At 72.9% G+C, this 25268-nt stretch carries 18 protein-coding genes; 14 read left to right on the top strand and 4 right to left on the bottom strand.

Translation table 11 applies throughout. The features are described 5' to 3' along the window. Nucleotides 1–106: 106 nt before the first annotated feature. Together ACFV9Q_RS11575 and glgX are read right to left on the bottom strand one after the other, a co-directional pair. A complete protein-coding gene (locus ACFV9Q_RS11575) occupies nt 107–1822 on the bottom strand; it encodes an FAD-binding dehydrogenase (RefSeq protein WP_377234545.1) in 1716 nt (571 codons plus the stop codon). Nucleotides 1823–1868: 46 nt separating this feature from the next. Continuing rightward, nucleotides 1869–4187 carry a glycogen debranching protein GlgX gene (gene glgX, locus ACFV9Q_RS11570; protein ID WP_377234544.1) on the bottom strand — a complete coding sequence of 773 codons (2319 nt, stop codon included), beginning with the start codon at nt 4185–4187 and terminating at the stop codon, nt 1869–1871. Nucleotides 4188–4258: 71 nt separating this feature from the next. On the opposite strand from glgX, the gene ACFV9Q_RS11565 reads away from it, so the two are divergent. From ACFV9Q_RS11565 to ACFV9Q_RS11525, 9 genes are all read left to right on the top strand, one after another. Then, nucleotides 4259–5089 (top strand): electron transfer flavoprotein subunit beta/FixA family protein, encoded by an 831-nt coding sequence (locus ACFV9Q_RS11565; RefSeq protein ID WP_377234543.1) that lies wholly within the window; start codon nt 4259–4261, stop codon nt 5087–5089. Between the two features lie 108 nt (nt 5090–5197). After that, nucleotides 5198–6175: an electron transfer flavoprotein subunit alpha/FixB family protein gene (locus ACFV9Q_RS11560; RefSeq protein ID WP_377234542.1), complete on the top strand. Its 978-nt coding sequence runs from the start codon at nt 5198–5200 to the stop codon at nt 6173–6175. A 222-nt stretch (nt 6176–6397) separates the two neighbouring features. Further along, complete coding sequence (locus ACFV9Q_RS11555; RefSeq protein ID WP_377234541.1) at nt 6398–7570, top strand: ThiF family adenylyltransferase; 1173 nt, start codon at nt 6398–6400, stop codon at nt 7568–7570. 224 nt (nt 7571–7794) lie between these two features. Further along, a complete protein-coding gene (locus ACFV9Q_RS11550; protein ID WP_377234540.1) occupies nt 7795–9960 on the top strand; it encodes a PhoX family protein in 2166 nt (721 codons plus the stop codon). A 160-nt stretch (nt 9961–10120) separates the two neighbouring features. Then, entirely contained in the window at nt 10121–11149 is a 1029-nt protein-coding gene (locus tag ACFV9Q_RS11545; protein ID WP_377234539.1) for a hypothetical protein, read from the top strand. Beyond that, complete coding sequence (locus ACFV9Q_RS11540; protein WP_377234538.1) at nt 11146–12726, top strand: CoF synthetase; 1581 nt, start codon at nt 11146–11148, stop codon at nt 12724–12726. The genes ACFV9Q_RS11545 and ACFV9Q_RS11540 overlap by 4 nt, the downstream gene beginning before the upstream one ends. Nucleotides 12727–12784: 58 nt before the next feature. After that, nucleotides 12785–14071, top strand: coding sequence for a cysteine desulfurase family protein (locus ACFV9Q_RS11535; RefSeq protein WP_377234537.1), 1287 nt, complete (start codon nt 12785–12787; stop codon nt 14069–14071). Further along, on the top strand, nt 14068–15297 hold the full coding sequence (gene mnmA / locus ACFV9Q_RS11530) for a tRNA 2-thiouridine(34) synthase MnmA (protein ID WP_377234536.1): 1230 nt from the start codon (nt 14068–14070) through the stop codon (nt 15295–15297). Before ACFV9Q_RS11535 ends, mnmA begins: the two co-directional genes overlap by 4 nt. Before the next feature lie 144 nt (nt 15298–15441). Further along, on the top strand, nt 15442–16479 hold the full coding sequence (locus ACFV9Q_RS11525; RefSeq protein ID WP_377234535.1) for a hypothetical protein: 1038 nt from the start codon (nt 15442–15444) through the stop codon (nt 16477–16479). A gap of 141 nt (nt 16480–16620) precedes the next feature. On the opposite strand, the gene ACFV9Q_RS11520 is transcribed toward ACFV9Q_RS11525, so the two are convergent. Continuing rightward, complete coding sequence (locus tag ACFV9Q_RS11520; RefSeq protein WP_377234534.1) at nt 16621–18777, bottom strand: prolyl oligopeptidase family protein; 2157 nt, start codon at nt 18775–18777, stop codon at nt 16621–16623. Nucleotides 18778–19101: 324 nt separating this feature from the next. Between ACFV9Q_RS11520 and ACFV9Q_RS11515 the strand changes: the two genes are divergently transcribed. From ACFV9Q_RS11515 to ACFV9Q_RS11495, 5 genes are all read left to right on the top strand, one after another. Next, nucleotides 19102–20778: an ATP-binding protein gene (locus ACFV9Q_RS11515; RefSeq protein ID WP_377230408.1), complete on the top strand. Its 1677-nt coding sequence runs from the start codon at nt 19102–19104 to the stop codon at nt 20776–20778. Next, nucleotides 20775–21188, top strand: a complete 414-nt coding sequence (locus ACFV9Q_RS11510) for a roadblock/LC7 domain-containing protein (RefSeq protein WP_377234533.1) — start codon at nt 20775–20777, stop codon at nt 21186–21188. The genes ACFV9Q_RS11515 and ACFV9Q_RS11510 overlap by 4 nt, the downstream gene beginning before the upstream one ends. 110 nt (nt 21189–21298) lie before the next feature. After that, the gene (locus ACFV9Q_RS11505) at nt 21299–21652 is read left to right on the top strand and encodes a DUF742 domain-containing protein (RefSeq protein WP_377230406.1); all 354 of its coding nucleotides are present in this window, start codon (nt 21299–21301) and stop codon (nt 21650–21652) included. A gap of 61 nt (nt 21653–21713) precedes the next feature. Continuing rightward, the gene (locus ACFV9Q_RS11500) at nt 21714–22244 is read left to right on the top strand and encodes an ATP/GTP-binding protein (protein ID WP_285107765.1); all 531 of its coding nucleotides are present in this window, start codon (nt 21714–21716) and stop codon (nt 22242–22244) included. A 47-nt stretch (nt 22245–22291) separates the two neighbouring features. Then, nucleotides 22292–23482 carry a cytochrome P450 gene (locus ACFV9Q_RS11495; RefSeq protein WP_377230405.1) on the top strand — a complete coding sequence of 397 codons (1191 nt, stop codon included), beginning with the start codon at nt 22292–22294 and terminating at the stop codon, nt 23480–23482. A 135-nt stretch (nt 23483–23617) separates the two neighbouring features. Here the strand turns inward: ACFV9Q_RS11495 and ACFV9Q_RS11490 are convergent, their stop codons facing one another. Then, nucleotides 23618–25147: a flavin-containing monooxygenase gene (locus ACFV9Q_RS11490; RefSeq protein ID WP_377234532.1), complete on the bottom strand. Its 1530-nt coding sequence runs from the start codon at nt 25145–25147 to the stop codon at nt 23618–23620. Nucleotides 25148–25268: the final 121 nt, after the last annotated feature.

Here is a 25268-nt window from a genome sequence, read left to right as displayed (position 1 = left end):
TATGTCACCACCCCACTGACTCGACCGGATGAATCTGCCGAGTCAGCCGGGTGGTCGGACCAGCCGGCTGACTCGGCGGTTCAGGTTTGCCGAGTCAGCCGGCTGGTCACAGCGTGGCAGCCAGGGCGCGGCCCGTCGTCCGGCCCGTGAACAGGCAGCCGCCCAGGAACGTGCCCTCCAGCGCGCGGTGCCCGTGGGCCCCGCCGCCGCCGAAGCCCGCGGCCTCGCCCACGGCCCACAGGCCCTCCAGCACTTTGCCGTCCGGCGTCAGCGCCCGGCCCGTCTCGTCGCACCACAGGCCCCCGAGGGTCTTGCGGGTCAGCACCGACAGCCGCACGGCGAGCAGCGGCCCGTCCTGCGGGTCGGTGAGCGCGCGCGGCGGCGACACCCGGATGGCCTTGTCCACGATGAAGTGACGGGCGGCCGACGTCGCCACGACCTGCGGGTCCTTGCCGAGCCCGGTGGCGACCTGGGCGTCGCGGGCCGCGATCAGCGCGGCCAGGGATGCCCCGTTGACGTGCCCGCTCGACCCGTCGGTGGCCTCCGTCAGCGCGTTCATCTTCGCGGCGAGCTCGAAGGCGTCGTCCGCCCAGAGGAACTCCTCCGACTGCTCCGCGAAGGTGCGCACCGGCACCGAGCGCCCGCGCACCCGCTCCAGGAGGAGCGGCACGGACTTGCCGGTCAGGTCGGGGTTCTGCTCGGAGCCCGACAGCGCGAACTCCTTCTCCATGATCGTCTTGTTCAGCACGAACCAGGAGTGGTCGTCACCGCGGGTGGTCACGTGCTGCAGCGCCCCGAGCGCGTCGAACCCGGGGAAGAGCGGGCCGGGCAGCCGGTTGCCGTCGGCGTCGAGCCACAGCGACGACGGGCCGGGCAGGATCCGGATGCCGTGCTGGGTCCAGACCGGCGAGTGGTTCGCGATGCCCTCCGGGTAGTGCCACATGCGGTCCTCGTGCACCAGGGCCGCGCCGGAGTCGGCGGCGACGCCCAGCATGAGCCCGTCCGTGGAGTCCGGCACGCCCGAGAGCATCCGTCCGGGGAGGTGTCCGGCGTCGGCGGACCAGCGAGCGCGCGCCAGGTCGTGGTTGGCGCCGATGCCGCCGCTCGCGACCACGACGGCCTGCGCGGACAGCTCCACCTCGCCGGTCACCGTGCGGCCCGACGGCTCGCCGCGGCCGGCGTCGTCGTCGGCCAGGATCTCCGCGCGGACGCCGGTGACGCGGCCGTCGGTGACGACCAGGGACGTGACCCGGTGCCGGAAGCGCAGGTCGAGCAGCCCGGCCCGGTTGGCCTCGTGCGCCGCGGCGACGAACGGCTCGACGACGGCGGGGCCGGTGCCCCACGTGACGTGGAAGCGCGGCACCGAGTTGCCGTGCCCGCCGGCGGGGTACCCCCCGCGCTCCGCCCACTGCACCAGCGGGAACCAGCGCACGCCCTTGGCGTGCAGCCAGGGCCGCAGGTCGCCCGCGGCGAACTCGACGAACCCCTGGGCCCAGCGGTACCCGAACCGGTCCCGGCCCTCGCCGCGCTCGGCGCCGGGATCGAACTGCGCGGAGCCCAGCCAGTCGGAGAACGCCAGCTCGGCGGAGTCGCGCACCTTGAGCCGCCGCTGCTCCGGGGAGTCGACCAGGAACAGCCCGCCGAACGACCACCAGGCCTGCCCGCCCAGTGACGCGGCGGGCTCCTGGTCGAGCAGGACGACGCGCTTGCCCGCGGCGGTCAGCTCGGTCGCGGTGACGAGCCCGGACAGGCCCGCACCGATGACGATGACGTCGGTGTTCCCCGTGGTGCCAACGGCGTTGTTGTGGACGGAGTCAGTCATGTGCGCACCTTAGCCAGGACCGTCCGCCCGTGGCGTCACCCGCCTGTCATTCCACGGGTGAAACACCCCGCGACAGCAGCACGTTGATGTTCAGCGCCTCCAGGGTCACCGACGTCCGGGGCCCGGTCTCGTCGTCGGGCACCACGGGCGCGTCCCACGCGGAGTCCCAGACCAGCTCCCACGGCGCGGCGCCGTCACGCGGCGGCAGCGTCACCTCGACGTCGTCCAGGCCGCCGTTGATCACCAGCAGCACGTCCGCATCACCCACCGCCGGGCCGGGCCGCAGCATCTGCAGCACGCGCCGGCCGGGCTGGTTCCACGTGTCGACCTCCATGGCCGCGCCGGTCTCGGAGAACCACAGCAGGTCGGTGTCGGTCTCGTGCGGCCGGGGCGAACCCAGGAAGAACGAGTCGGCACGGAGCGCCGGGTGCTCGCGCCGCAGCGCCAGCAGGTAGCGCGTGGTCTCCAGGAGATCGGTCCCGGCGTCGTCCACGGCCCACCGGATCCACGACGTCTCGTTGTCCTGGACGTAGGCGTTGTTGTTGCCGCCCTGGGTGCGGCCCAGCTCGTCGCCCGCGGTGAGCATGGGCGTGCCGGCGGCCAGCAGCAGGGTGCCCAGCAGGTTGCGCTGCGACTTGCGGCGCGGCGGCACGATCGCCTGCCACGGCTCCGTCGTCGCGTCGTCGCCCGAGCTGGTGTGCCCCTCCAGCCCGTGGTTCCACGACAGGTTGTTGTCCGACCCGTCTCGGTTGTCCTCGCCGTTGGCCTCGTTGTGCTTGTGGTCGTAGGCGACCAGGTCGGCGAGCGTGAAGCCGTCGTGCGCCGTCACGTAGTTGACCGACGCGACCGGACCACGCACCAGCGGCGGGTCGCCGGGCCCGAACAGGTCGGCGCTCCCGGCCAGCCGCGTGGCCAGGTCCCGCAGGCCGCGCATCTCCTGCCCGCGCACGCCCTGCTTGGGCGCGTCCAGCCAGAACCCGCGCGCGGCGTCGCGGAACCGGTCGTTCCACTCCGCCATGGGCGGCGGGAACGAGCCCGTCTGCCAGCCGCCCGGCCCCACGTCCCAGGGCTCCGCCACGAGCTTGAGCCCCGACAGCACCGGGTCCGTCTGCAGCGCCACCAGGAACGGGTGGTCGGGGTCGAACCCGACGTTGCCGCGGCCCAGCGTCACCGCGAGGTCGAACCGGTACCCGTCCACGCCCACGGTCTCGGCCCAGTAGCGCAGCGAGTCCAGGGCGAGCTGGATCACCCGCGGCCGCCGGAAGTCCAGCGAGTTGCCCGTGCCCGTCACGTCCGCGAGCGCGGCCGGCGAGGCGCCGTCGTGCAGGTAGTAGACCGGGTTGTCGAGGCCGCGCCAGGCCAGGTGCAGGCTGTCGTCGCCGCCCTCGCAGGTGTGGTTGTAGACCACGTCGAGCAGCACCTCGATGCCCGCCTCGTGCAGCAGGTGCACCATGCCGCGCACCTCGTCGAGCACCGCCTCCGCGCCCTGCTCCTGCGCCGCCCGGGTCGCGTAGTCAGCGTTGGGCGCGAAGAATCCGAGCGTGTTGTAGCCCCAGTAGTTCGACAGCCCGTGCGCGGCGAGCCGCGGCTCGGCCACGCTCTTGTGGATGGGCAGCAGCTCCAGCGTCGTGACGCCGAGGCTCTTCAGGTGCTCGACGACGGCCGGGTGCGCCGCGCCCGCGTACGTGCCGCGCAGCTCCTCGGGGATGTCCTCGCGCAGCATCGTCAGCCCGCGCACGTGCGCCTCGTAGACCACGGTCTCGGCCCAGGGCACACGCGGCCGGGACAGGGGAGCGGGCGGCGGCAGCGGCGCGACGACGACGGAGTGCGGCACGTACGCCAGGGAGTCGGTCGCGTCGGGCGGGCCGTACGGGTCGCTGAGCCACCAGCCGTCCTCGCGCTCCGTGCTCACCGCGCCGACCACCTCGGGCCCGTAGCGCAGCCGGCCCGCGAACCCGCGGGCGTACGGGTCGACCAGCAGCTTGGCCGGGTTGTGCCGCAGCCCCGCGCGCGGGTCCCACGGGCCGTACACGCGGAAGCCGTAGCGCTGACCTGGTGCGACGTCCGGGACGTGGGTGTGCCACACGCCGTACACCGGCCCCACCATCTCGAACCGGCGCTCGGTGTACCGGCCCGGGTCGTGCTCGTCCAGGGTCGGGTCCGTGACGTCGATGAGGCACAGGTCCACCGCCGTCGCGTGGGACGCCAGCACGGCCGCGTCGATCCCGCCGTCGGGCGTCACGTACACGCCCAGCGGCGGCACGTGGCTGCGGCGGGCCGACGGCCGGATGAGCGGCCGGACGACCGGGCGGGGCACCGGGTCGCCCGGCGCCCGCTGCGGTTCTGCTCGTCGTGACTGCGCCATATGCCCCATCGTCTCAGGCCCGCTGGTGGACCCGATCCGTCCCACGCCGCCCGACGTCGTACGGTTACCCCATGCGCATCGTGGTCACCGCCAAGTACGTCCCGGACATCAACACGGAGCGTGGCTTCTCCGACGGCCGGGTCGTGCGCACGGCCGGGGAGGGCACCCTCAACGAGCTGGACGAGAACGCGATCGAGGCGGCCCTGCGGATCGTCGAGGCCGAGCGCGCCGCCGGCCGGATCGGGGCGGCCGAGGGCGAGGTGGTCGTGGTCACCATGGCCGGGCCCGACGGCGACGTCGCGCTGCGCAAGGCGTTCCAGCTCGGCGTGGACCGGGGCATCCGGGTGTCCGACGACGCCCTGGCCGGCTCCGACTACTTCGGCACCGCCGCGGTGCTCGCCGCCGCCGTCCGCAAGCTGGGCGACGAGGCGCCGGTGGACCTCGTCGTGACCGGCATGGCCGCCCTGGACGGACTGGGCTCCGTGGTGCCGACGCTGCTCGGCGCCGAGCTCGGCCTGCCCACGCTGAACCTCGCCAAGAAGGTCTCGCTCGGCGACCCGGACGGCTCCGGGCAGCGCGTGCTGACGATCACCCGCGAGATCGACGACGTCACCGAGTCCCTGACCGCGCCGCTGCCCGCGCTCCTGTCCGTGACGGACGGCGCCAACCAGCCGCGGTTCCCGGGCTTCAAGCTGATCATGGCGGCCCGCAGCAAGGAGATCGAGGTGTGGTCCCCGGCCGACCTCGGCCTCGACCCCGCCGTGGCGGGCAGCGCGGGCGCCCGCACCGAGACGCTGTCGGCGGCCCCGCGCCCCGCACGCCCCGAGGTGGAGCTCGTCACCGACAAGGGCGAGGGCGGCGTGGCGCTGGCCGACTTCCTGATCCGCAACGACCTGGTCTGAGCCGGAGGTGAGGCGAAGGGTGGGGGCCGAGGAACGAGGCACGCGCCCGCAGCCGAACCGCAGGCTCAGACCAGCAAAGACAGAGCTTGAGCGCTCCGAGGAGAATTGATGACCAACCGCACCGTCCTGGTCCTGCTCGACCCCGCTACCGAGGTCCGCACCAGCACGCTGGAGCTGCTCACCATCGCCCGCGGCCTCGGCCGGGTCGAGGCAGTCGCCCTGGAGGCACCCACCGTCGAGGTGCTGGCGCAGCTCGGCGCGTACGGCGTCGAGACCGTGCACCAGGCGGAGCCCGCCCGGGACGGCGCCTGCGTGAGCGGTGACGAGCGGCACCTGCCCGCGGTCGTCGCCGCGGCGCTCGCGGCCGCCGTCCGGCTGACCGACGCCGACGTGGTGCTGCTGCCCACGTCGTTCGCCGCCAAGGAGGCCGCCGCCCTGGCCGCCCACGACCTGGGCGCGGGCCTGGTCATCGACGCCTCCTCGCTGCGCGACGTGCACGGCCGTGTCGTGGCCGGCAAGCGCGTCTTCGCGGGCTCGTGGGACACCGAGTGCGCCGTGACTGCCGACGTCGCCGTGGTGACCGTCCGGGCGAACTCCGCCGTCGCGCAGCCCGCGCCGGCCGCCGTCGAACCGGTGACGGAGGGGTACGCCGTCGAGGTGCCGGCGTCGCCCGTGGCGCTGCTGTCCCGTGAGGTCAAGGCAGACACGAGCGGCCGCCCTCCGCTGGACCAGGCGGCCGTGGTGGTCGCCGGGGGCCGCGGCACCGACGGCGACTTCGGCCCCGTGGAGGACCTCGCGGACGCCCTCGGCGCGGCCGTGGGCGCGTCCCGCGACGCCGCGTTCGAGGGCTGGTGGGACTCCTACGTGGGGCAGACCGGCGTGACGATCGCCCCGCGCGTCTACATCGGCGCCGGCATCTCGGGCGCGCCGCACCACCGCGGGGGCATGCAGGCGTCGCAGGTGATCGTCGCCGTGAACAGCGACCCGGAGGCACCGATCTTCGAGATCTGCGACTTCGCCGTCGTGGGGCAGCTCGCCGACGTGCTCCCGCAGGCCGCGGCGGAGATCCGCAAGCGCAAGGGCTGAGGCCGGCTGGGCCGACGTCGTATGGGCTGAGGTCTGCCGGGCTGAGGCCGGCTTGCGCCGAGGTCGAACGGGCCGAGGTCGGACGGCCGGCGCCGCACCTCCCCCTTGAGGCCCGGGTTTCTTCGCTTTCGGCCAGCTCAAAGCGAAGAAACCCGGGCCTCAAAGGGGAGGGTGGCGCCAGGACCTCGCCCGAGGTGGTGGAATGACGTGATGGAGCCGTTCGTGAACCCCGCAGGCGGGCTCGGGCCCGCCGAGCGCCGCCGGGCCGCGCGGCACCTCCTGCTCGACGGCTTCGGCCTGGCCGCGCAGGAGCGCCTCGCCGCGTCGCGGGTCGTCGTGGTCGGCGCGGGCGGCCTCGGGTCGCCGGTGCTCCAGTACCTCGCGGCGGCGGGCGTGGGCATGCTCGGCATCATCGACGACGACGTCGTGGAGGCCTCCAACCTGCAGCGCCAGGTGCTGCACTCGGTCGCCGACGTCGGACGTGCCAAGCCGGACTCGGCGGCCGACACGCTGCGCGGGCTCGCCCCCGAGGTCGAGGTGATCGCGCACCGTGAGCGGCTGACCAGGGACAACGCCGCCGCGATCCTGGCCGGGTACCACCTGGTGGTCGACGGTTCCGACACGTTCGAGACGCGCTACGCCGTGTCCGACGCCGCGGCGCGGCTGGGGCTGCCCGTCGTCTGGGGCACGGTCCTGGGCTGGGACGGCCAGGTGAGCGTCTTCTGGTCGGCGGCGCCGGAGGGACGCGCGATCACCTACCCGGACGTGTTCGGCCCGCAGCCGCCCGAGGGGGAGTCGTGCGCGACGGTCGGCGTGCTCAGCCCGGCGTGCGGCGTGGTGGGCTCGACCATGGCGGTCGAGGCGGTCAAGGTCCTGACCGGGACGGGCGACCCGGCGCTGGGCCGCCTGCTCGCGTACGACGCGCGCACCTCCGGGTGGGACACGATCGAGCTGGCGGCGGCGCCGTCGGGCGAGCCGGTGTCGTCGTCCGCGGAGACCGTCGGGACGCCGTCGGAAGAGGCCCTCGGGACGCTGCCGGGCGAGTCCGCCGGGACGCCGTCGGCGAGCGGGACCGGTACGACGGCGTCGAGCGCGGTCGTCGTGACGGCGTCCGCCGAGAGCACTGCGACGTCGGCCGAGGCAGCGGAGACGCCGTCGGGCGACGCCGGCGTCCTGGTGCTCGACGTCGGGCTGCGCCCAGGCGGCGTACCCGGCGCCGTCTTCGCGCGGCTGGAAGACCTGGCCGCCGGGACCTTCCCGCCCGAGCTGCTGGACCACCCGGCCGACCGGCCGGTCGTCGTGGTGTGCGAGCGCGGCCTGCGCTCGCGCGGCGCCGAGCAGCTGCTGCGCGCGGAGGGCTGGCGGGACGTCACGAGCCGCGCGCTCGTCGGCTGAGGAATCGGGGTAAGTGACTTCGGTCGCCTGCATCGAGACCGGTCCGTCGTGGGACCGGTCTCGATGCAGCCGACCGAACTCGACGCGCTCCGGGCCCCGGGGGAGGACCCACCTGCTGGACACGTCCCGTTCACCTGGGCGTACCGGACCTTTCGTGGGGCAGACATCGCCTCCTCCTAGGTTGACGAGCGTCCTACCCCCCTTTTCGGACCGGAGAGCCTCCGATGACGATCGCCCCTGAGAACCGCCCGCTGCTGACGGTGCACACGCATGCGCGTGGCAAGCGCAGCCCCGTCACCTGTCGCCTCAAGTGCAATGACGCGTGCCTTCACCCCGCGCCGAACGAGAGCGCCAACGAGTACTTCAAGGACGTCGTGAGCTCGGTGCTGTCGCGCCGCGCGATGCTCGGCACGCTGGCCGTCGCGGCCGGCGCCGTGGTGATCGGCGCGCAGGGCGCGACCGCGCCGTCGGCGGCCGCCGCCACGCTGCCCGAGGGCCGTTTCCCCGGGACCGGCCACGGCCAGGGTCTCGCCTTCGGCGCCGTCGACCCGCAGCCCGTCGACGTCGACGCGCTGGTGGTCCCCGAGGGCTACACCTGGGACCCGATCATCCGCTGGGGCGACCCGATCCTGCCGGGCGGCCGCACCTTCGACCCGAACAACCAGTCGCCGGAGCAGCAGGCCAAGCAGTTCGGCTACAACTGCGACTACCTCGACATCCTGCCGATCCAGCCCGGCGACAAGCACCGCGGGACGCGCGGCATCCTGGTCTCCAACCTGGAGTACACCAACGCCGAGATCATGTTCCCGCCCACGGAGAAGTACTGGGACGTCGCCGCGGACGGCAGCCGCACCAAGAACGCCTACTCCCGCGCGATCGAGCGGGCGGCGCACGGCATGGCCGTCGTCGAGGTGCGCCGCCGCGCCACGGGCAAGCCGTGGGACTACCAGCGCATCAGCGTCCTGAACCGCCGCATCCACCTGGACACCGAGTTCGTGCTCGACGGCCCGGCCGCCGGCTCGGACCTGCTCAAGACCGCCGCAGACCGCACCGGCCGGCGCGTGCTGGGCACCATGAACAACTGCGCCGGCGGCACCACGCCGTGGGGCACCGTCCTGTCGGGCGAGGAGAACTTCAACGGCTACTTCGTGGCCGCCGGGGTCAACCCGACCGCCGACGCCCGCTACGGCATCGGCGCCTCCACCAGCTACGGCTGGGAGGCCGACGAGCCGCGCTTCGCGCAGTCCGCGGGCTACGAGAACGAGTCCAACCGCTTCGGCTGGATCGTCGAGCTCGACCCGTACGACCCGGCCGCCAAGCCGGTCAAGCACACCGCGATGGGCCGGTTCAAGCACGAGGGCGCCAACGTCACGCTGTCGAGCAAGGGCCACGCCGTCGCGTACATGGGCGACGACCAGGCGTTCGACTACGTCTACAAGTTCGTCTCCAAGGACCGCGTGGCCAAGGGCGACTCCCGCGGGGCGCGCGCCCACAACAAGACGCTCCTGTCCGAGGGCGACCTGTTCGTCGCCAAGTTCACCGGCGACTCGCCGGCCGCCCAGATCGACGGCTCGGGCGCGGTCCCGGCCGACGGCGCGTTCGACGGCACCGGCGAGTGGCTGCCGCTCGTGAAGGACGGCCGCAGCAAGGTGCCGGGCATGTCGGTCGAGGAGGTGCTGATCTACACGCGCCTCGCGGCGGACAAGGTCGGCGCCACCAAGATGGACCGCCCCGAGGACGTCGAGATCAGCCCCGTCACGGGCCGGATCTACGTGGCCTGCACCAACAACTCGGGCCGTACCCCGGGCAACGCGACCGAGGGCGCCACGGAGGCCAACCCGCGCACCCACAAGGTCGTCGGCGGCGTGACCACCAACGGCAACCGGGACGGCCACGTGGTCGAGATCATCCCGTCGGGCGACCAGACCTCGACGCGGTTCACGTGGAACCTGCTGCTCGTGGCCGGCGACCCCGCCGTCGAGGGCACGTACTTCTCGGGCTACCCGAAGGACCGGGTCTCGCCCATCTCCTGCCCCGACAACCTCGCGTTCGACGCCGAGGGCAACCTCTGGATCTCGACGGACGGCCAGCCCAGCTCGTCGGCGATCGCCCGGTGCGACGGCCTGTTCAAGGTGCCGGTCGCGGGCCGCGAGCGGGGCCACGTCCAGCAGTTCCTCTCGGTGCCCGCCGGCGCGGAGACCTGCGGGCCGCTGGTCGACTCCCGCGACGGCATGGTCTACGTGAACGTGCAGCACCCGGGCGAGAACGGCTCGTTCGAGGCGCCGGACTCGTACTTCCCGGACTACGTCGCGGCGGGCGCCACCGTCGAGGCGGGCGACTTCCGCGGCCCGCGCCCCACGGTGGTCCAGGTCTACCGCGACCGCCACTGACCCGACCTGCCCGACCCACTGACCCGACCCGCTGAGTGCGGGGTATTTGCGCTTCCAGCCCGTCCGGGAGCGCAAATACCCCGCACCCAACATTTGTGGGCGGGTAACGGTTCGACATCTTGCCGGTCGGTATGTGCCCTGGTCGCGCTAGGTTGCGGTCGTGTCGCATACCGAGCCGTGGCTGAGCATCGTCGAGGACGCCCGCAACTACCCGTCCCCCCACAACTCGCAGCCCATCAAGCTGCGGCCCGTGGACGAGGCCACCGCCGAGCTGTACTACGACCTCGACCTCGGGCTGCCCGCCGAGTCGTTCGGCATCCCGTTCGGGCACGTCTGCGCCGGCGTCTTCCTGGAGTCGCTCCGCACGGTCGCCGAGGGGCTCGGGTACGGGGTCGAGGAGAGCCTCGACCACGGCGACATGGACTTCGGCGGCACCGACCGCCTGCACCACCTGGGGACGCTGCGGCTGGTCCCGCGCCCCGTGTCCGACGCCGCCCGCGCGCGGCTCGCGCTGTTCCGGTCCCGCCAGACGTCGCGCCGTCCGTACGACGCCCGGCTCGTGCCCGACGACGTCGTGGCCGCCGCGACCGAGGTGGCGAGCGCCGCCGGCCACGTGTTCCGCACGACCGCCGACCGCGGCGTCGTGCGCCGGCTGGTGCACATCAACCAGGCCACGCTGTTCTCCGACCTGCGCAACGACGCCGTCTACGAGGAGATCATGACCTGGTTGCGCTTCAGCAAGGACGACGCCCGCTCCCGGGCCGACGGCCTGAGCGCCGAGGCCATGCTGATGCCTGGCGGTCTGCTGAAGTTCGCCATGGGCCACCGCGGCCTGTGGGACGCGCCGGTCATCGGCGGGGCGATCCGCGCGATGTACCTGAACACCATGCGCGGGGTGCGGCAGCTCGGCTGGCTGGAGGGCCCGTTCGCGCGGCCGGCCGACCACGTCGAGGCGGGCCGCACCTTCATGCGCCTCTGGCTGGAGCTCACCGCCCACGGCGTGCGCCTGCACCCGTTCGGCACCGTGATCACCAACCCCGGCTCGCACGAGGCCTTCGCCCGGGAGGTGGCCGCCGACGAGGGCGGCGACCGCATGGCCTGGATGCTGTTCCGGTTCGGGTACAGCAAGACCCCGCCGGTGGCGCACCGCCGTCCGGCCACCTCGATGCTGATCGGAGCGACCGCATGAGGCGCCTGCTCGCCTTCTCCCTCGTCGGCCTGGTGGACGCCGTCGTGCGCCCCCTGACCTACAGCGTGCACACGCACAAGCTGCTGCTCGGGCCGGGCATCGAGCCGCTGCGCTGGTGGCTCGGCCGGCTGCGCGCCTGGCGCACCTTCGACCTCGCGGCCCGCGAGGTGCCCGCCTACCGCGCGTTCCTCGCCGAGCACGGCCGCGACAGCCGGCTGCGCCACACGGGCAAGCTGGCCGAGACGTTCCGGGGGATCCCGGAGATGGACAAGGAGTCCTACGTCAAGCGGTGGAGCATCCCCGAGCGCTGCATCGGGGGAGCGCTGCCGCGGCGCGGCGTCGTCGTCGACGAGTCCTCCGGAAGCTCCGGGACGCCCACGAGCTGGGTACGCGGCCACGAGGAGCGCGCGGCCACCCGCCAGCTCCTCCAGGTCGGCTTCGCGCGGACGGCGTCGTCCCTGCGCAAGAAGCCGTTCGTGCTCAACGCGTTCTCGCTCGGGGCGTGGGCCACCGGCATGAACGTCACGGCCTCGCTCACCGAGGTCACGATGATCAAGTCCTGCGGGCCCGACAAGGACAAGATCATCGCCACGATGCAGGAGTTCGGGACCGACTACACGTACATCATCACCAGCTACCCGCCGTTCCTGAAGTCCCTGTTCGAGGACGACCGGCTGGACTGGGCGCAGTACGACATCGTCGCGGCGTTCGGCGGCGAGGGCATCAGCGAGAACATGCGCTCGCACATCCTGAAGTACGCCCACAGCGTCTTCGGCTCCTACGGGGCCAGCGACCTGGAGATCAACCTCAGCATCGAGACAGACTTCACCGTCGCCCTGCGCCGCGCCATCAGCGCGGACCCGCGCCTGTCCGAGCGGCTGACGCGGACCGGCGAGTACGGCGTGCTGCCGATGATCTTCCAGTTCAACCCGTTCGACTACCTGCTGGAGACCAACGACGACGGCGAGCTCGTCGTCACCATCGCCCGCGACCGGAACATCAACCCCCGCGTGCGCTACAACATCCACGACCGCGGCCACGTGACGCGCGTGCGCGACGTCCTGCCGGTGCTCAAGGAGCTCGGCCACCACGAGGTCGTGGCCGAGAAGTTCCTTGACCTGCCGCTGCTGTTCCACTACGGGCGCTCCGACCTGTCCGTCGACTACAACGGCGCCGTCATCGGGCCGGACGCGCTGCGCGACGTGGTGCACAGCGACCCGGAGCTGCTGGAGGCGGTCGAGAACCACCGCCTGATCAGCTACGAGGACGACCGCGGCGACCGGCAGCTGCACATCGCGCTCCAGCTCGGCGCGACCGCGACCGAGGCGGGCACCCTGGACCAGGACCGGCTGCGCGTCTTCGTCGTCGACGAGCTGCGGCGCCGCAACGGGGACTTCAACAACGGCGTCCGCACCGCGCCGGACGGCACTCTGCCCACCATCGCGTTCTACGCCCACCGCACCGGACCGTTCGCCACGGACAGCGGCAAGCTCAAGAACGAGTACGTCTGGCAGCTCCCCGCGGGCGCCCTGGACCGGTGGGAGACGGACCTGACCCACGTGTTCCCCCGGGAGTGACCATCGCGCGGCTCACACCCCGGGAAGCGTTCCCGGCCCGGATGCGTTCGTAGACTTGATGATCGTGACCACTCCGCCCCCTGGCCCGGCGCGCACGCCCCTGACGGCGAGCGGCGCCCACGGCGAGCCCACCCGCGAGCCCGACGGGGCGTACCTCGACCACGCCGCGACCACGCCGATGTCGGCCGCGGCGCTCGCGGCGTACGTCGCGGAGGCGCAGCGCACGGGCAACGCGTCGTCCCTGCATTCGGCGGGCCGCACGTCGCGGCGCGCCGTCGAGGAGGCGCGGGAGACGCTGGCGAAGGCCCTGGGCGCGCGGCCCAGCGAGGTCATCTTCACGTCGGGCGGCACCGAGTCGGACAACCTGGCGATCAAGGGCATCTTCTGGGGGCGCCGGGCGCAGGACACGCGCCGCACCCGCGTGCTCGTCTCCGCCGTCGAGCACCACGCGGTGCTCGACCCCGCGTTCTGGCTGGCGGGCCACGCGGGCGCGGAGATCGTGCTGCTGCCCGTCGACGCCGAGGGCCGGCTCGACCTGGACGCCCTGCGCGCCGAGCTCGCCGCCCACGCCGCCGAGACGGCGCTGATCAGCGTCATGTGGGCCAACAACGAGGTGGGCACCCTCCAGCCGGTCCGCGACGTGGTGCGCGCCGCGCGCCCCTACGGCATCCCCGTGCACACCGACGCCGTGCAGGCGGTCGGCCAGTCCGCGGTGGACTTCGCGGAGTCCGGCGTGGACGCCATGACCGTCTCCGCCCACAAGCTGGGCGGCCCCGTCGGCGTGGGCGCGCTGCTCGCCCGCCGCGACCTCGCGCTCGACGCCGTGCTGCACGGCGGCGGGCAGGAGCGCGGCGTGCGCTCCGGCACGCTCGATGCCGCCTCGATCGCGGCCTTCGGCGTCGCCGCGCGCCACGCCGTCGAGTGCCTGCCCCAGCGGGCCGCGCGCCTGCGCGCGCTGCGCGACGAGCTCGTCGCCCGGGTGAGCGTCGCCGCGCCGTCCGCTGTCCTGCGTGGCCCGGACCCGGCGTCGGGCGACCGGCTGCCCGGGAACGCGCACTTCACGTTCCCCGGCGCCGAGGGCGACTCGCTGTTGTACCTGCTGGACTCCGCGGGCGTGCAGGCGTCCACCGGCTCGGCCTGCCAGGCGGGCGTGCCGCAGCCGTCGCACGTGCTGCTCGCGATGGGCGTGCCCGAGGCCGAGGCCCGCGGCGCGCTGCGCTTCACGCTCGGGGCGACGTCCACCGAGTCCGACGTCGACCGCCTCGTGGCTGCGCTGCCGCAGGTCGTCGCCCGGGCGCAGGCCGCCGGCCTGGTGTCGGGCCGCGCGCTGGGCGGTGCGTCGTGAGGGTGCTGGCCGCCATGTCGGGCGGCGTGGACTCCGCGGTCGCCGCCGCGCTCGCCGTCGAGGCGGGGCACGACGTCGTGGGCGTGCACATGGCGCTGTCCCGCAACCGGGACCAGTTCCGCACGGGCTCGCGTGGCTGCTGCTCCATCGAGGACGCCGGCGACGCCCGCCGGGCCGCCGACGTGCTCGGCATCCCGTACTACGTGTGGGACCTGTCCGAGCGGTTCGAGGACACGGTCGTCGCCGACTTCCTGTCGGAGTACGAGGCCGGGCGCACCCCCAACCCGTGCGTGCGCTGCAACGAGCACATCAAGTTCGAGGCCCTGCTCGACAAGGCGACGGCCCTCGGGTTCGACGCCGTCGCCACGGGCCACTACGCGCAGATCGTCACCCGGGAGGTCCCGGTGTCGGGCACGGAGGCGGACGGCGGCGCGCGCACCGTGCGCGAACTGCACCGCTCGCCGAACGACGCCAAGGACCAGTCCTACGTGCTGGCCGTCGCCGGCCCGGAGCGGCTGGCGCGGGCGATGTTCCCGCTGGGCGGGTTCGCGTCCAAGGACGAGGTGCGGGCCGAGGCCGCGCGCCGCGGCCTGTCGGTCTCCGCGAAGCCCGACTCCTACGACATCTGCTTCGTGGCCGACGGCGACACCCGCGGCTTCCTCCAGTCCCGCCTGGGGTCGCGCCCGGGCGAGGTGGTGGACGTCGACGGTGAGGTGGTGGGCGAGCACGACGGCGCCTACGCGTTCACGGTGGGCCAGCGGCGCGGGCTGGCCCTCGGCCGCCCCGCCGCCGACGGGAAGGCGCGGTACGTCGTGGACGTGCAGCCCGCGACGAACACCGTGGTCGTGGGGCCGGCGGAGCTGCTGAGCGTGGACCGGATCGCGGGGGAGAAGGCCCTGTGGTTCGACGGCGTGCTGGAGCACGAGCCGGACGGGTGGTTCGACGCCGAGGTGCAGGTGCGCGCGCACGGGGCGCCGGTCCCGGCGCGGGTGCGGGCGGTCGAGAGCGGGCTGGGTGCCTCTGGCGCGGATGGCTCCGGACCGGAGGACGCGCCCGGAGCGGACGGTTCCGGACCGGACGTCTCCGCCCCGGCGCTGGAGGTCGAGCTGACCGGCACGCCCCTGCGCGGGGTCGCGGCCGGCCAGTCGATCGTGGTCTACCGCGGCACACGGGTGCTGGGTCAGGCGACCGTCTCGCGCGCCTGGCGCGCGGCCGCGGCTCGATAGCAGCCGGGCCGTCGTCCGGGAGGTACCCCGCACGGCGTCTCGTCCGGGAGAATCGGCACCACGGCGGACTGCGGCGCGGCGACGCGCCCCGGCCGCGGCCCGGCGTCGGACGACGCCGGGACCACCCCTGAACGAGGAGAGCCGATGACTGCGGTGAGCGGGCACGGGCCCTGGCCCGGCGGCGAGCGCGACGTGCTCGAGGCGCAGCTGACGGCGCTGGGCGAGCTCGCGGAGCTCCCGACCGGCGTCGACGCGGTGCCGTTCCTGACGCAGCTCACGCAGCGCGGCCCGGGCGCGGACCCGCTGGGGCACACGGCGTCGCTCCTGACCGAGATGCCCGTCGAGCTCGGCCCGCACGGCTGGAAGCTCACGGAGCGCCCCGGCGCGGACGCGCGGCGTGCGGAGGGGTTCTGGCGCGAGGACCTCGGCGCGCTCGCCATCGCGGCGCACGGTTACACCGGAGCGTTCACGGTCGAGGTGCTGGGGCCGTGGACGCTGGCGGCCCAGCTCTGGTCGGCCCGCGGGGACCGCGTCCTGGCGGACACCGGGGCCCGCGCCGACCTGGCGCTCGGGCTCGCCGACGGCCTGCGCACGCTGGTGTCCGACATCGTGTCCCAGGTGCCCGGCGCCGAGGTGACGGTGCAGCTCGCGGAACCGCTGCTCGGCCAGGTGCACGCGGGCGTGCTGCCCACGTTCTCCGGGTTCTCGCGCCTGCGGGCCGTGGCGGGGCCCGAGATCGTGGGCGGGCTGGAGCCGGTGCTCGCGGCGGTGCGCGACGTCGGCGCCCGCTCCGTGGTGCACCTCGGCAGCACCTGGGTGGGGGTACCGCCGGTCGTGCTCGCCGGGGCGGACGCGCTGGGGCTCGACCTGGCCGACGTCGGCCCGGGCGGCTGGAACGAGAAGGCCTGGGAGCTGATCGCCCGCGCCGTCGAGCGGGGCACCGGGCTGTGGGCGGGGCTGCCGCCCGCGCAGGTCTCGCAGTGCGCGGGTCCGGCGCTCGGCGAGCTGGCCGACGTGGTCGGGGTGCCGTGGCGCCGCATCGGCCTGCCTGCCCCGCAGCTTGCCGACGTCACGCTGCTGGCCGCCCCGCGCCGGCAGCTCGGCTCGACGGACGCGCACCGCACGGAGCTGGCCAACCTGGGCCGCGTCGCGGAGGCCCTGGCAGAAAAAGCCGAGGCCTGACGGCCCCACCACCCCGCAGACCACCCGACACCACCACGCTGACCCACCTCCCCTTCGAGGCCCGGGTTTTTCCCCTTTTGGGGGAGTCCCCGCGGAGAAAGACGGGGCTCCAAAGGGGGGGCAGACAAGAGGGTTTGTGCCCTACAAGCGGTTTCCCAGGAGCGTCCCGTGTGTTTTCGTCATGTACGCCGCCTGCGCGTTGTCGGCCGCGCCGCCGTGGCCGCCCTCGATGTTCTCGTAGTACGTCACGTCCTTGCCCGCGGCCAGCATGAGTGCCGCCATCTTGCGGGCGTGCCCCGGGTGCACGCGGTCGTCCTTGGTCGACGTCGTGAACAGCACCGGCGGGTACTCCCGCGCGGCGTCGAACAGGTGGTACGGCGAGAACGTCCGCACGAACTCCCAGTCCGCGGTGTCCGGGTCGCCGTACTCGGCCATCCACGACGCGCCCGCCAGCAGGTGCGAGTACCGCTTCATGTCCAGCAGCGGCACGCCCACGATGATGGCGCCGAACAGCTCCGGGTACTGCGTGAGCATGTTGCCCGCCAGCAGCCCGCCGTTGGAGCGCCCCTCCATCCCCAGCCGCTCGGGCGTGGTGATGCCGCGTGCCACCAGGTCGCGCGCCACGGCCGCGAAGTCCTCGTAGGCCCGGTGCCGGTCGGCCTTCAGCGCGGCCTGGTGCCAGGCCGGGCCGTACTCGCCGCCGCCGCGGATGTTCGCCACGGCGTACACCCCGCCGCGGTCCAGCCACGCCCGCCCGATCGTGCCCGAGTACCCGGGCAGGATCGCGTGCTCGAACCCGCCGTAGCCCCACAGCAGCGTCGGGGCGGGACCGGCCTCGCCCGAGACCAGGTCCGCCCGGCCGACGACGAAGTACGGGACGCGCGTGCCGTCGTCCGACACCGTGAACTCCTGGCGCACCTCCAGGCCCGCCGCCTCGAAGTACGACGGCGCCGACTTCAGCACCTCCGGCGCGTCCAGCGCCGCGCCCACGGTGGTCAGGCCCAGCGTCGACGGCGTCAGGTACCCCGTGGTGACCACCCAGACGTCGTCGGAGTCGACGACGTCCACCGCGCCTACGCCCACCGTGAGCAGCTCGCCGCCCACCGGGAGGTCGGAGCGCACCCACGGCTCCCCGGCCGAGCCCCCGCCGACGACAGCGGGCGGCGTCAGCACGTGCACCAGGTTCTTCACGTCGTCGAGCACGTTGACCACGAGGTGGTGGCGCGTCCAGGTGGTCCCGGCGAGCGACGTCGTCGGCGTCGGCTCGAACAGGACCGTCAGGTCGCGGGATCCCGCCATGAAGTCGTCGAACGGGGCGGCGAGCAGGGACCCGGCGCGGTACGTCGTGCCGGACGGCGTCCAGTCGTCGCGCAGCCGCACCAGCATCCACTCGCGGTGCAGGCCGACGTTCGCGGAGTCCGGGACGTCGATCTTCGTGAGGGTCTGCTCGTCCGTGCCGACGCCGGTGGCCAGGTACGTCTCGTTGGCGTAGAACCGCAGCGCGCGGTGCACCAGGTCGCGCTCGAAGCCCGGGGTGTGCGAGCGGGAGGCGCTGATGTACATGTCCTGCTCGGTGCCCTCGTACACGAGGGTCGCCTCGGCGAGCGGGGTGCCGCGCGTCCACCGCTTCACCTGCCGCGGGTAGCCCGACGGCGTCATGGTGCCGGCCCCGAAGTCCGTGAACACGTAGACCGTGTCCGCGTCGACCCAGGACAGTCCGCCCTTCGCCTCGGCCCGGACGAACCCGCCGTCCTCGGGCGCCACGAACTGCTTGGTCACCAGGTCGAACTCGCGCGTCACGTCGGAGTCGGAGCCGCCGGGCGACAGGTCGACGAGCGCGTGCCGGCGGGGCTCGCCCGCGGCGAGCTGCTCCGGCGTCGGGCGCAGCACGCTGGCGCCGTGCCAGACCCAGCTCTCGCCCTCCTGCTCGCCGAGCGCGTCGAGGTCGAGCACCGTCTCCCACTCGGGGTCGTCGGTGCGGTAGGAGTCGAGCGTGGTGCGGCGCCACAGGCCGCGCTGGTGCTCGGCGTCCTGCCAGAAGTTGTAGTAGTGCTCGCCGACCTTCGAGACGTGCGGGATCTTGTCGTCCGAGTCGAGGACCTCGCGGACCTCGCCCTGGACCGTCGTGAAGAGGTCGCCGCCGAGCACGGCCGCGCTGTGCGCGTTGCGCTCGCGGACCCAGTCCAGGGCGGTCTCGCCCTCAACGTCCTCGAGCCACGCGAACGGGTCGGTCGCGGGGTCCAGGGGAGTGTCGGGGAGAGCGGTTCGGGGGTCGGTCTGGGTGTGCTCGGCGCTCATGACGAGCACCCTACGCGGCCGGTCGCGGGCGTCGTCGGCGGAGAGCCCGCTTGCCGTACGCCAGAAGCGAATGCGCCCGTTTTTTGCTGGTTTGGGGGGTTACCCGGCCATGGGCTCTCCCCATTCCTCACTGGCACATATTTTCGCAGTTCGCACCACGGCCGTGCCCTTCCACGTGTGGGACGCCCTGTGGTAGAAACTGCACTCCAGGGGGTTGTTCGCCCTCTTCAGCCGAGTTCGACGTCCAGGTCGCGGTATCCGCCCTGTCCGGACCACCCGAACTCTGACGACACAACTACTAGGGGGATCGGCTCGGTGAGCTCGATGTCTTCTTCTCCTCCGCCCAGCAGGCTGCGCCAGGTCGCGCCCTGGGTGTGCGTCGCCGGTGTGCTCGCCTACGTCCTCGTGGCACCCGTCCTGTTCACCGCCACCGGGGCCAGCTCCACGTGGCCCGCCTGGCTCGTCGGCGTCGCTGCCGTCGGGCTCGCCGTGGCGGCAGCGCTGATCGCCGCGCGGTCCTCCCGTGACGACCTCGCCTCCCACGAGGACCTGCTCCTCGCCTACCGCCGGGCCGAGGAGCGCGCCGACGCGGCTTCCGCGGCCCTCGACGCCCTGGCGAAGGAGCAGCTCCCGGCGTTCCTCGACAGCGAGCCCGCCCCGCCCCTGCCGCACCTGCCGGGCGACGCCCGGGCCCAGGCGCGCCTGGACGAGGCGGCCGGCATGCTGGCCCGCGTCCAGGAGGAGCGGGTGGCCCGCCGCGACGCGGTCCAGGTCGCCGTCGTGGCCCTGAGCCGCAAGGTCCAGGCCGCCGCGCACCGCATCCAGGAGGAGGCGGCGCGCATGGTGCAGCGCCACCCCACCGACGCGGACATCCTGCAGACCTCCATGCGCGTCGACCACGCGGCGGCCCAGCAGGCCCGCCAGGCCCAGAGCCTCGCGGCCCTGTGCGGCGAGTGGCCGGGCCAGCAGTGGAGCGAGCCGCTCCCGCTGCCCGACGTCGTCAAGGGCGCCGCCAGCCGCATCACCGCGTTCCACCGGGTCGAGGTGTCGGGCGACCCCGGCGTCGCCGTCTCGGCGCGCATCGTGGAGCCGCTCATCCACCTCGTGGCCGAGCTGCTGTCCAACGCCACGCAGTCCTCGCCGCCCACCACGCAGGTCCTCGTCGCCCTGCGCCAGGTGCAGCGCGGCGCGGTCGTCGAGATCGACGACTGCGGTGTGGGCCTCGACCTCAAGCAGCTCGAGCAGGCGCGCGACATCGCCTCCGGCAAGCGCGAGATCAGCATCACCGAGCTGGGCGAGATCCCGCAGACGGGCCTCGCGGTGGTCGGCACCTACGCCCGCCGCCACGGCTTCCGCGTGGACGTCACCGAGTCCGTGTACGGCGGCCTGCGCGCGATCGTCATGATCCCGGCCGAGCTCACCGAGGCCGTGGTGCCGTCGGGCATGCTGACGCCCGCCGCCACGCTGCCGAGCGCCAACGTCCCGTCCACCGGCGTCGCGGCGCTCGCGTCGAGCCGAGCCGCCACCGCCGTCGTGGAGGCGCCGCTCCCGCGCGAGCTGCCCACGGCGAAGCCCGCCGAGGACGACGAGTGGCCAGCCCCTGCGGCGCCCGACGCCGCGACCGTGCTACCCGTCGAGCCGCTGAGCGTGCCCGGCGACGTGGTCGAGGACGAGGAGGAGACGCCCGTGGCCGGTGCTCACGTGAAGGCCCCCGGTGAGCTTCCCCTACGCCCTGGGCGAGCCCGCCCTGAGGATGACGAGTTCCCCGAGCCGGCTGCGCTCCCGCAGCGGCGGTCACGCCGTGGAGAGGCTGACGTGCCCACCGACCGGGCCGAGCCCAGGCCGGAGCCTCGTACCGAGGACACCGGTCCTGCCCAGACGGCCGAGGAGGCCGGTGAGTGGATGGGCGCCTTCTTCAGCTCCAGCGAGGCGCGGTTCGGGGACTCACCAGACAGCAGCGAACCGCCGGCTGGCGCCGGCGGAACTTCGGAGGACCGATGACTACGCAGGCCGACGGCATGACGAGCACCGACGGCAACAGCTGGATGCTCGAGCTCATCAGTGGTGTACGGGGGGTCAAGCATGTAGTCGTGCTCACCTCCGACGGGCTGATGAAGGTTCGGACCGACCAGACCCCGCTCGACGTGGCCGACAAGGTCTCGGCGGCTTGCGCCGGACTGGCGGCGCTGGGGATCGGAATGAGCCGGGAGTTCGGGAACAGCGACACGATCCGCCAGGTGATGGTGGAGTTCGACGGCGGCTTCCTGTTCGTCCGAGGGGCCGGCGACGGCTCCCGCCTGGCGGTCATCACGGACACGGTGATCGACCCGGCGCTGATTGCCCAGCAGATGCAGGCCCAGGTGCTCATGATCGGGGAGCGCACGCTGGGCACGGAGCGGATCAACAGCTGATCCCGCCTCCGGCGTCGTCATGGAAAGCAGTACCCGGGCCCACCGCGGCCCGGCCGTTTCAAGCACCACCAGCTCGACCGATACCTGACCGACCAACAGGGGGCGAGGGGATGGACTCCGAGGAGTACCGCGATCACCCGGTGCGCTCGTACGTGCTCACCTCGGGACGTGCACACCCGTCGCGCAACACGCTGCGACCGGAGACGCTCGTCCGCGCCGTCGAGAGCCGGCCCGTGCTCTCGACGGCGGGCCGGCTGGAGCGTGAGCTGGTGCAGCTGTGCCACGGCACGCTCGCGCTGGCCGAGGTGGCGGCGTACCTGCAGCTACCGGTAAGTCTCGTGGCGGTCATGGTCTCGGACCTGGTCGACACGGGAAACCTGACTATTCGTTCCAACCATCAAGCGCACGTCCTGCCCGGCAAGGACATCCTGGAGAAGATTCTCGATGGACTCCGCAAGCTCTGACCGCACCGTGCCCGGACAGCACCTTGCACCGACTGTCGCACGGTCGGTCAAGATCCTTGTCGTGGGTGCCTTCGGGGTGGGCAAGACGACGCTGATCGGCGCGGTCAGCGAGATCGAGCCGCTGCGTACCGAGGAACGCATCACGACGGCGAGCGTGGGCATCGACCCGGGGCAGCCGAACAAGGAGACGACGACGGTCGCGATGGACTTCGGTCGTATCACCGTGACCGAGGACATCGCGCTCTACCTGTTCGGCACCCCGGGCCAGCGCCGCTTCTGGGACCTGTGGTCCGGTCTGGCGGACGGCGCCGTCGGCGCGCTCGTCATGATCGACACCCGGCACCTCGAGGACAGCTTCGAGGTGCTGGACCAGCTGGAGCTGCGCACCAAGATCCCGTTCGCGGTGGTCGTCAACCAGTTCCCGGACTCGCCGGACTACCCGCTGGAGCGGGTCCGCGCGGCGCTGGACCTGCTGCCGGAGACGCCCATCGTCGAGTGCGACGCGCGGGACCGGCAGTCGGCAGTGCTGACCCTGATCACCCTGGTCGAGCACGCGATGACCTTCCCGGTCTTCCAGAAGGTCAACGCGTGACGTTGGCCAACAGACTGCATCGGCGGCTGGAAGACATTCCGGACCGGATGCAGCTGTCGGACATCACGACCGCGCGCGACCCGCACAAGCTCTACGAGCGGCTGCGGGACGAATGGGGCCCGGTGGCGCCCATGGACCTGGAGCCGGGGGTGCCCGCCTGGCTCGTCCTCGGGTACGACGAGGCGAGCAGCGTGATGCGCAACGAGCTGCTGTTCTCGCGCAACTCGCGCAACTGGCGGTACGTCCAGGAGCGTTCCCTGCCCGCTGACTCGGGCGTGTTCGCGGCGCTGGCGCCCCGCGAGAACGCGTACTTCCTGGACGGGATGCAGCAGCGTCGGCTGCGCGCCCCGCTCGACGACGCGCTCGGCGGCGTCGACGAGAAGCGCCTGGCCCGTACGGTCGCGGTGACGTGCGAGGCGATCATCGACCGCCTCATGCCGCGTGGCGAGGCGGACCTGGTGAAGGACTACGCGGTGGCGGTCCCCGTCATGGTCATGACCGAGATGTTCGGCATGAGCCTGTCCGACGGGAACAAGATGCACGAGCTCACCGAGGCCCTGTACGCGGGCAAGGAGAAGGCCCGTGCGGCGGCGATGGAGCAGGAGTCGCTGCTCGCGGTGCTCGTGGCGACCCACCGGGCCGAACCCGGCGAGGACCTGACCACGGCCCTGGTGAACCACCCGAACCACGCGAACGACGTCGAGGTCATGGCCTCGATCGGCGTGATGTTCAGCCTGGGGCACGACGCCGAGATCGCCTGGATCGCGAGCACCCTGCACATGATCCTGACCGACCCGGCGTTCGCGGCCCGCGTGCGTCGTGGTCGGCTCGACCTCGACGACGCGCTGGACGAGGTCTCGCGGCGTCATCCGCCGGCGCCGCACGTCCTGCCCCGCTTCGCGCGGCAGGACTGCGAGCTGGGCGGACGCCGGATCGCGCTCGGCGACGCCCTCGTCCCCGCGGTGGCCGCGGCGAACGCCGACCGGGCCATCCGCACGGACGACCCGTGGGAGGAGCTGGGCAGCCGGTTCCACCTCACGTGGGGCGCGGGCGCGCACTCCTGCCCGGCCCACCGCATCGGCCCGCTCATCGGCCGCATCGCCGTGGACACCCTGCTGCGCCGCATCCTCGACATGGAGCTGACGGTGGCCTACGACTCGATCCAGATGTCGGTCTCGCCGTGGTCGCGCTACCCGCGCAGGCTGCCGGTGCGGTTCACGTCGCCCATGACCGTCTGAGACGACCGTCTGACGGCGCCGTACGCGGCGTCGGACACCGTCTGACACACCGCGGGCCCGGCCGGATCTCCCGGCCGGGCCCGCGGTGCGTCCTGACTGTGTCGCAGAAGGACGGCCTGAGGGTGGAGGTGGTGGTCAGCCCACGGACGAGTCCGAGCCGACGCGGTCCTTGGGCGCCTGGGCGCGGATCTTCTCCTTCAGGCGCGGCACAACGTTCTTGTAGACGGACGGGTCGATCGGCAGGAGCCACTGGACCGCCTGGGCGCGCTGGCTGATGTTCACGCCGGCCTCGTCCAGGGTCTCGTCGATCTGGTGCATCGAGAACGGGATGACGTTGGTGCCGCGGGCGTGCTTGCCGCCCGTGCGCTGCTCCATCCAGGCCACGCGCTCGGCGACGTGCTTGCGCCGCTCCTCGATCGAGGGCAGCTTGACGACGCCGCCCAGGTACGCGGCGATCCAGATCGCGCCGGCCTCGGCGGACAGCGGCGAGAACAGCGACGAGTTGTAGCCCGCGAAGGTCAGGTTCGGCACGCCGTCGGGCAGGATCTGGCGGTAGAGCTTGTAGTTGCCGTCCTCGTCCAGCAGACGGGCGGACACGGCGTCGTCCAGGAACGGCACGCGCTGGTGGAAGCCGGTGCCGCAGACGACGAGGTCGGCGGGGATCCGGGCGCCGTCGCTGAGGACCGCGACCGGGCGGTCGCCGTCGGCCTCGAAGCGCTGGATCTCGGTGTCGCGGTGCACCTTGATGGCGCCGCTCGCGACCTGCTCGTAGAACCCGTCCGTGGAGAGCGACACGGTGCTGTTGGCGATGTCGGCGAACTCGCCCCGGGGCACGAGCCCGAGCTTCTTGAGCTTGAACTGCCAGGTCGCGACCGACCCGATGCTCGACAGCATGCTCGCGCGCACCTTGTCGCCGGGGCCGTGCAGGAACCGCTCCATGCCGTTGTCCAGCTCCTGGTACTTGAACAGGGCCTCGCCGAGGCGCGACAGCAGCAGGTACTTCATGTTCAGGGAGTTGGCGATGCGCTTGGGCATCTTCCACAGCAGACGCCGGGCGACGACGGTGGTGGACTCGGCGACCACGCCGATCTCGGCGGCGACGTCGCACGCCGACTTGCCGTAGCCGACCACCACGACGTTCTTGCCGCGGGCGTCCTCCAGGTTGTTGAGCTGGCTGGAGGCCACGAGCTTGCCGCCCGCGCGGACCAGGTCGGCGTAGCCCTCGTACTGCGGGAAGACCGGGTCGGAGAAGATGCCGTTGGCGACCACGAGGTGGTCGAACCGCTCGGGCGACGAGACGGGGGCGCCGATGCGGCGCGCCGTCACCATCCAGCCGTCCTCGGCGTCGGTGAGCTCGGCGCGCACGACCTCGGTCGCGAGTCGCAGGTGGGGGCGCAGCTCGAACTTCGCGACGTACCGCTCCAGGTAGGCCTGGACCTGCTCGCCGGTGGGCCACTCCGGGTAGTCGCGGGGCATCGGCAGGTCCGAGAAAGCGTACGAATCCTTGTTGTTCTGCGTCCGGAGGCCGGAGTACCGACGGGTCGCGCTCCACACCCCGCCGACGTCCGGCGCCTTTTCGAAGACGGTGACCTCGTGGTCGAACTCGCGGAGGGTTTTCGCGGTGGCGAGACCTGCGAACCCGGCACCGACGACGGCGATCTTCAAGGGACCCCTGCTCTCAGTAGATTTGCGGCATTTTGCTCGAATGGTAGCGGGACCCGCTCGTGCGCGATAGGGGGCGGATCCTGGTGAATGGCCAGGTCGGCAGCATCTTCGGCGCAGGCGT

It is taken from the genome of Promicromonospora sp. NPDC059942, from assembly GCF_042731755.1.
Classification (GTDB): Bacteria; Actinomycetota; Actinomycetes; order Actinomycetales; family Cellulomonadaceae; genus Promicromonospora.
Note: the sequence above shows the minus strand (reverse complement) of the source record. Positions and strands in the feature narration are given on the sequence as shown.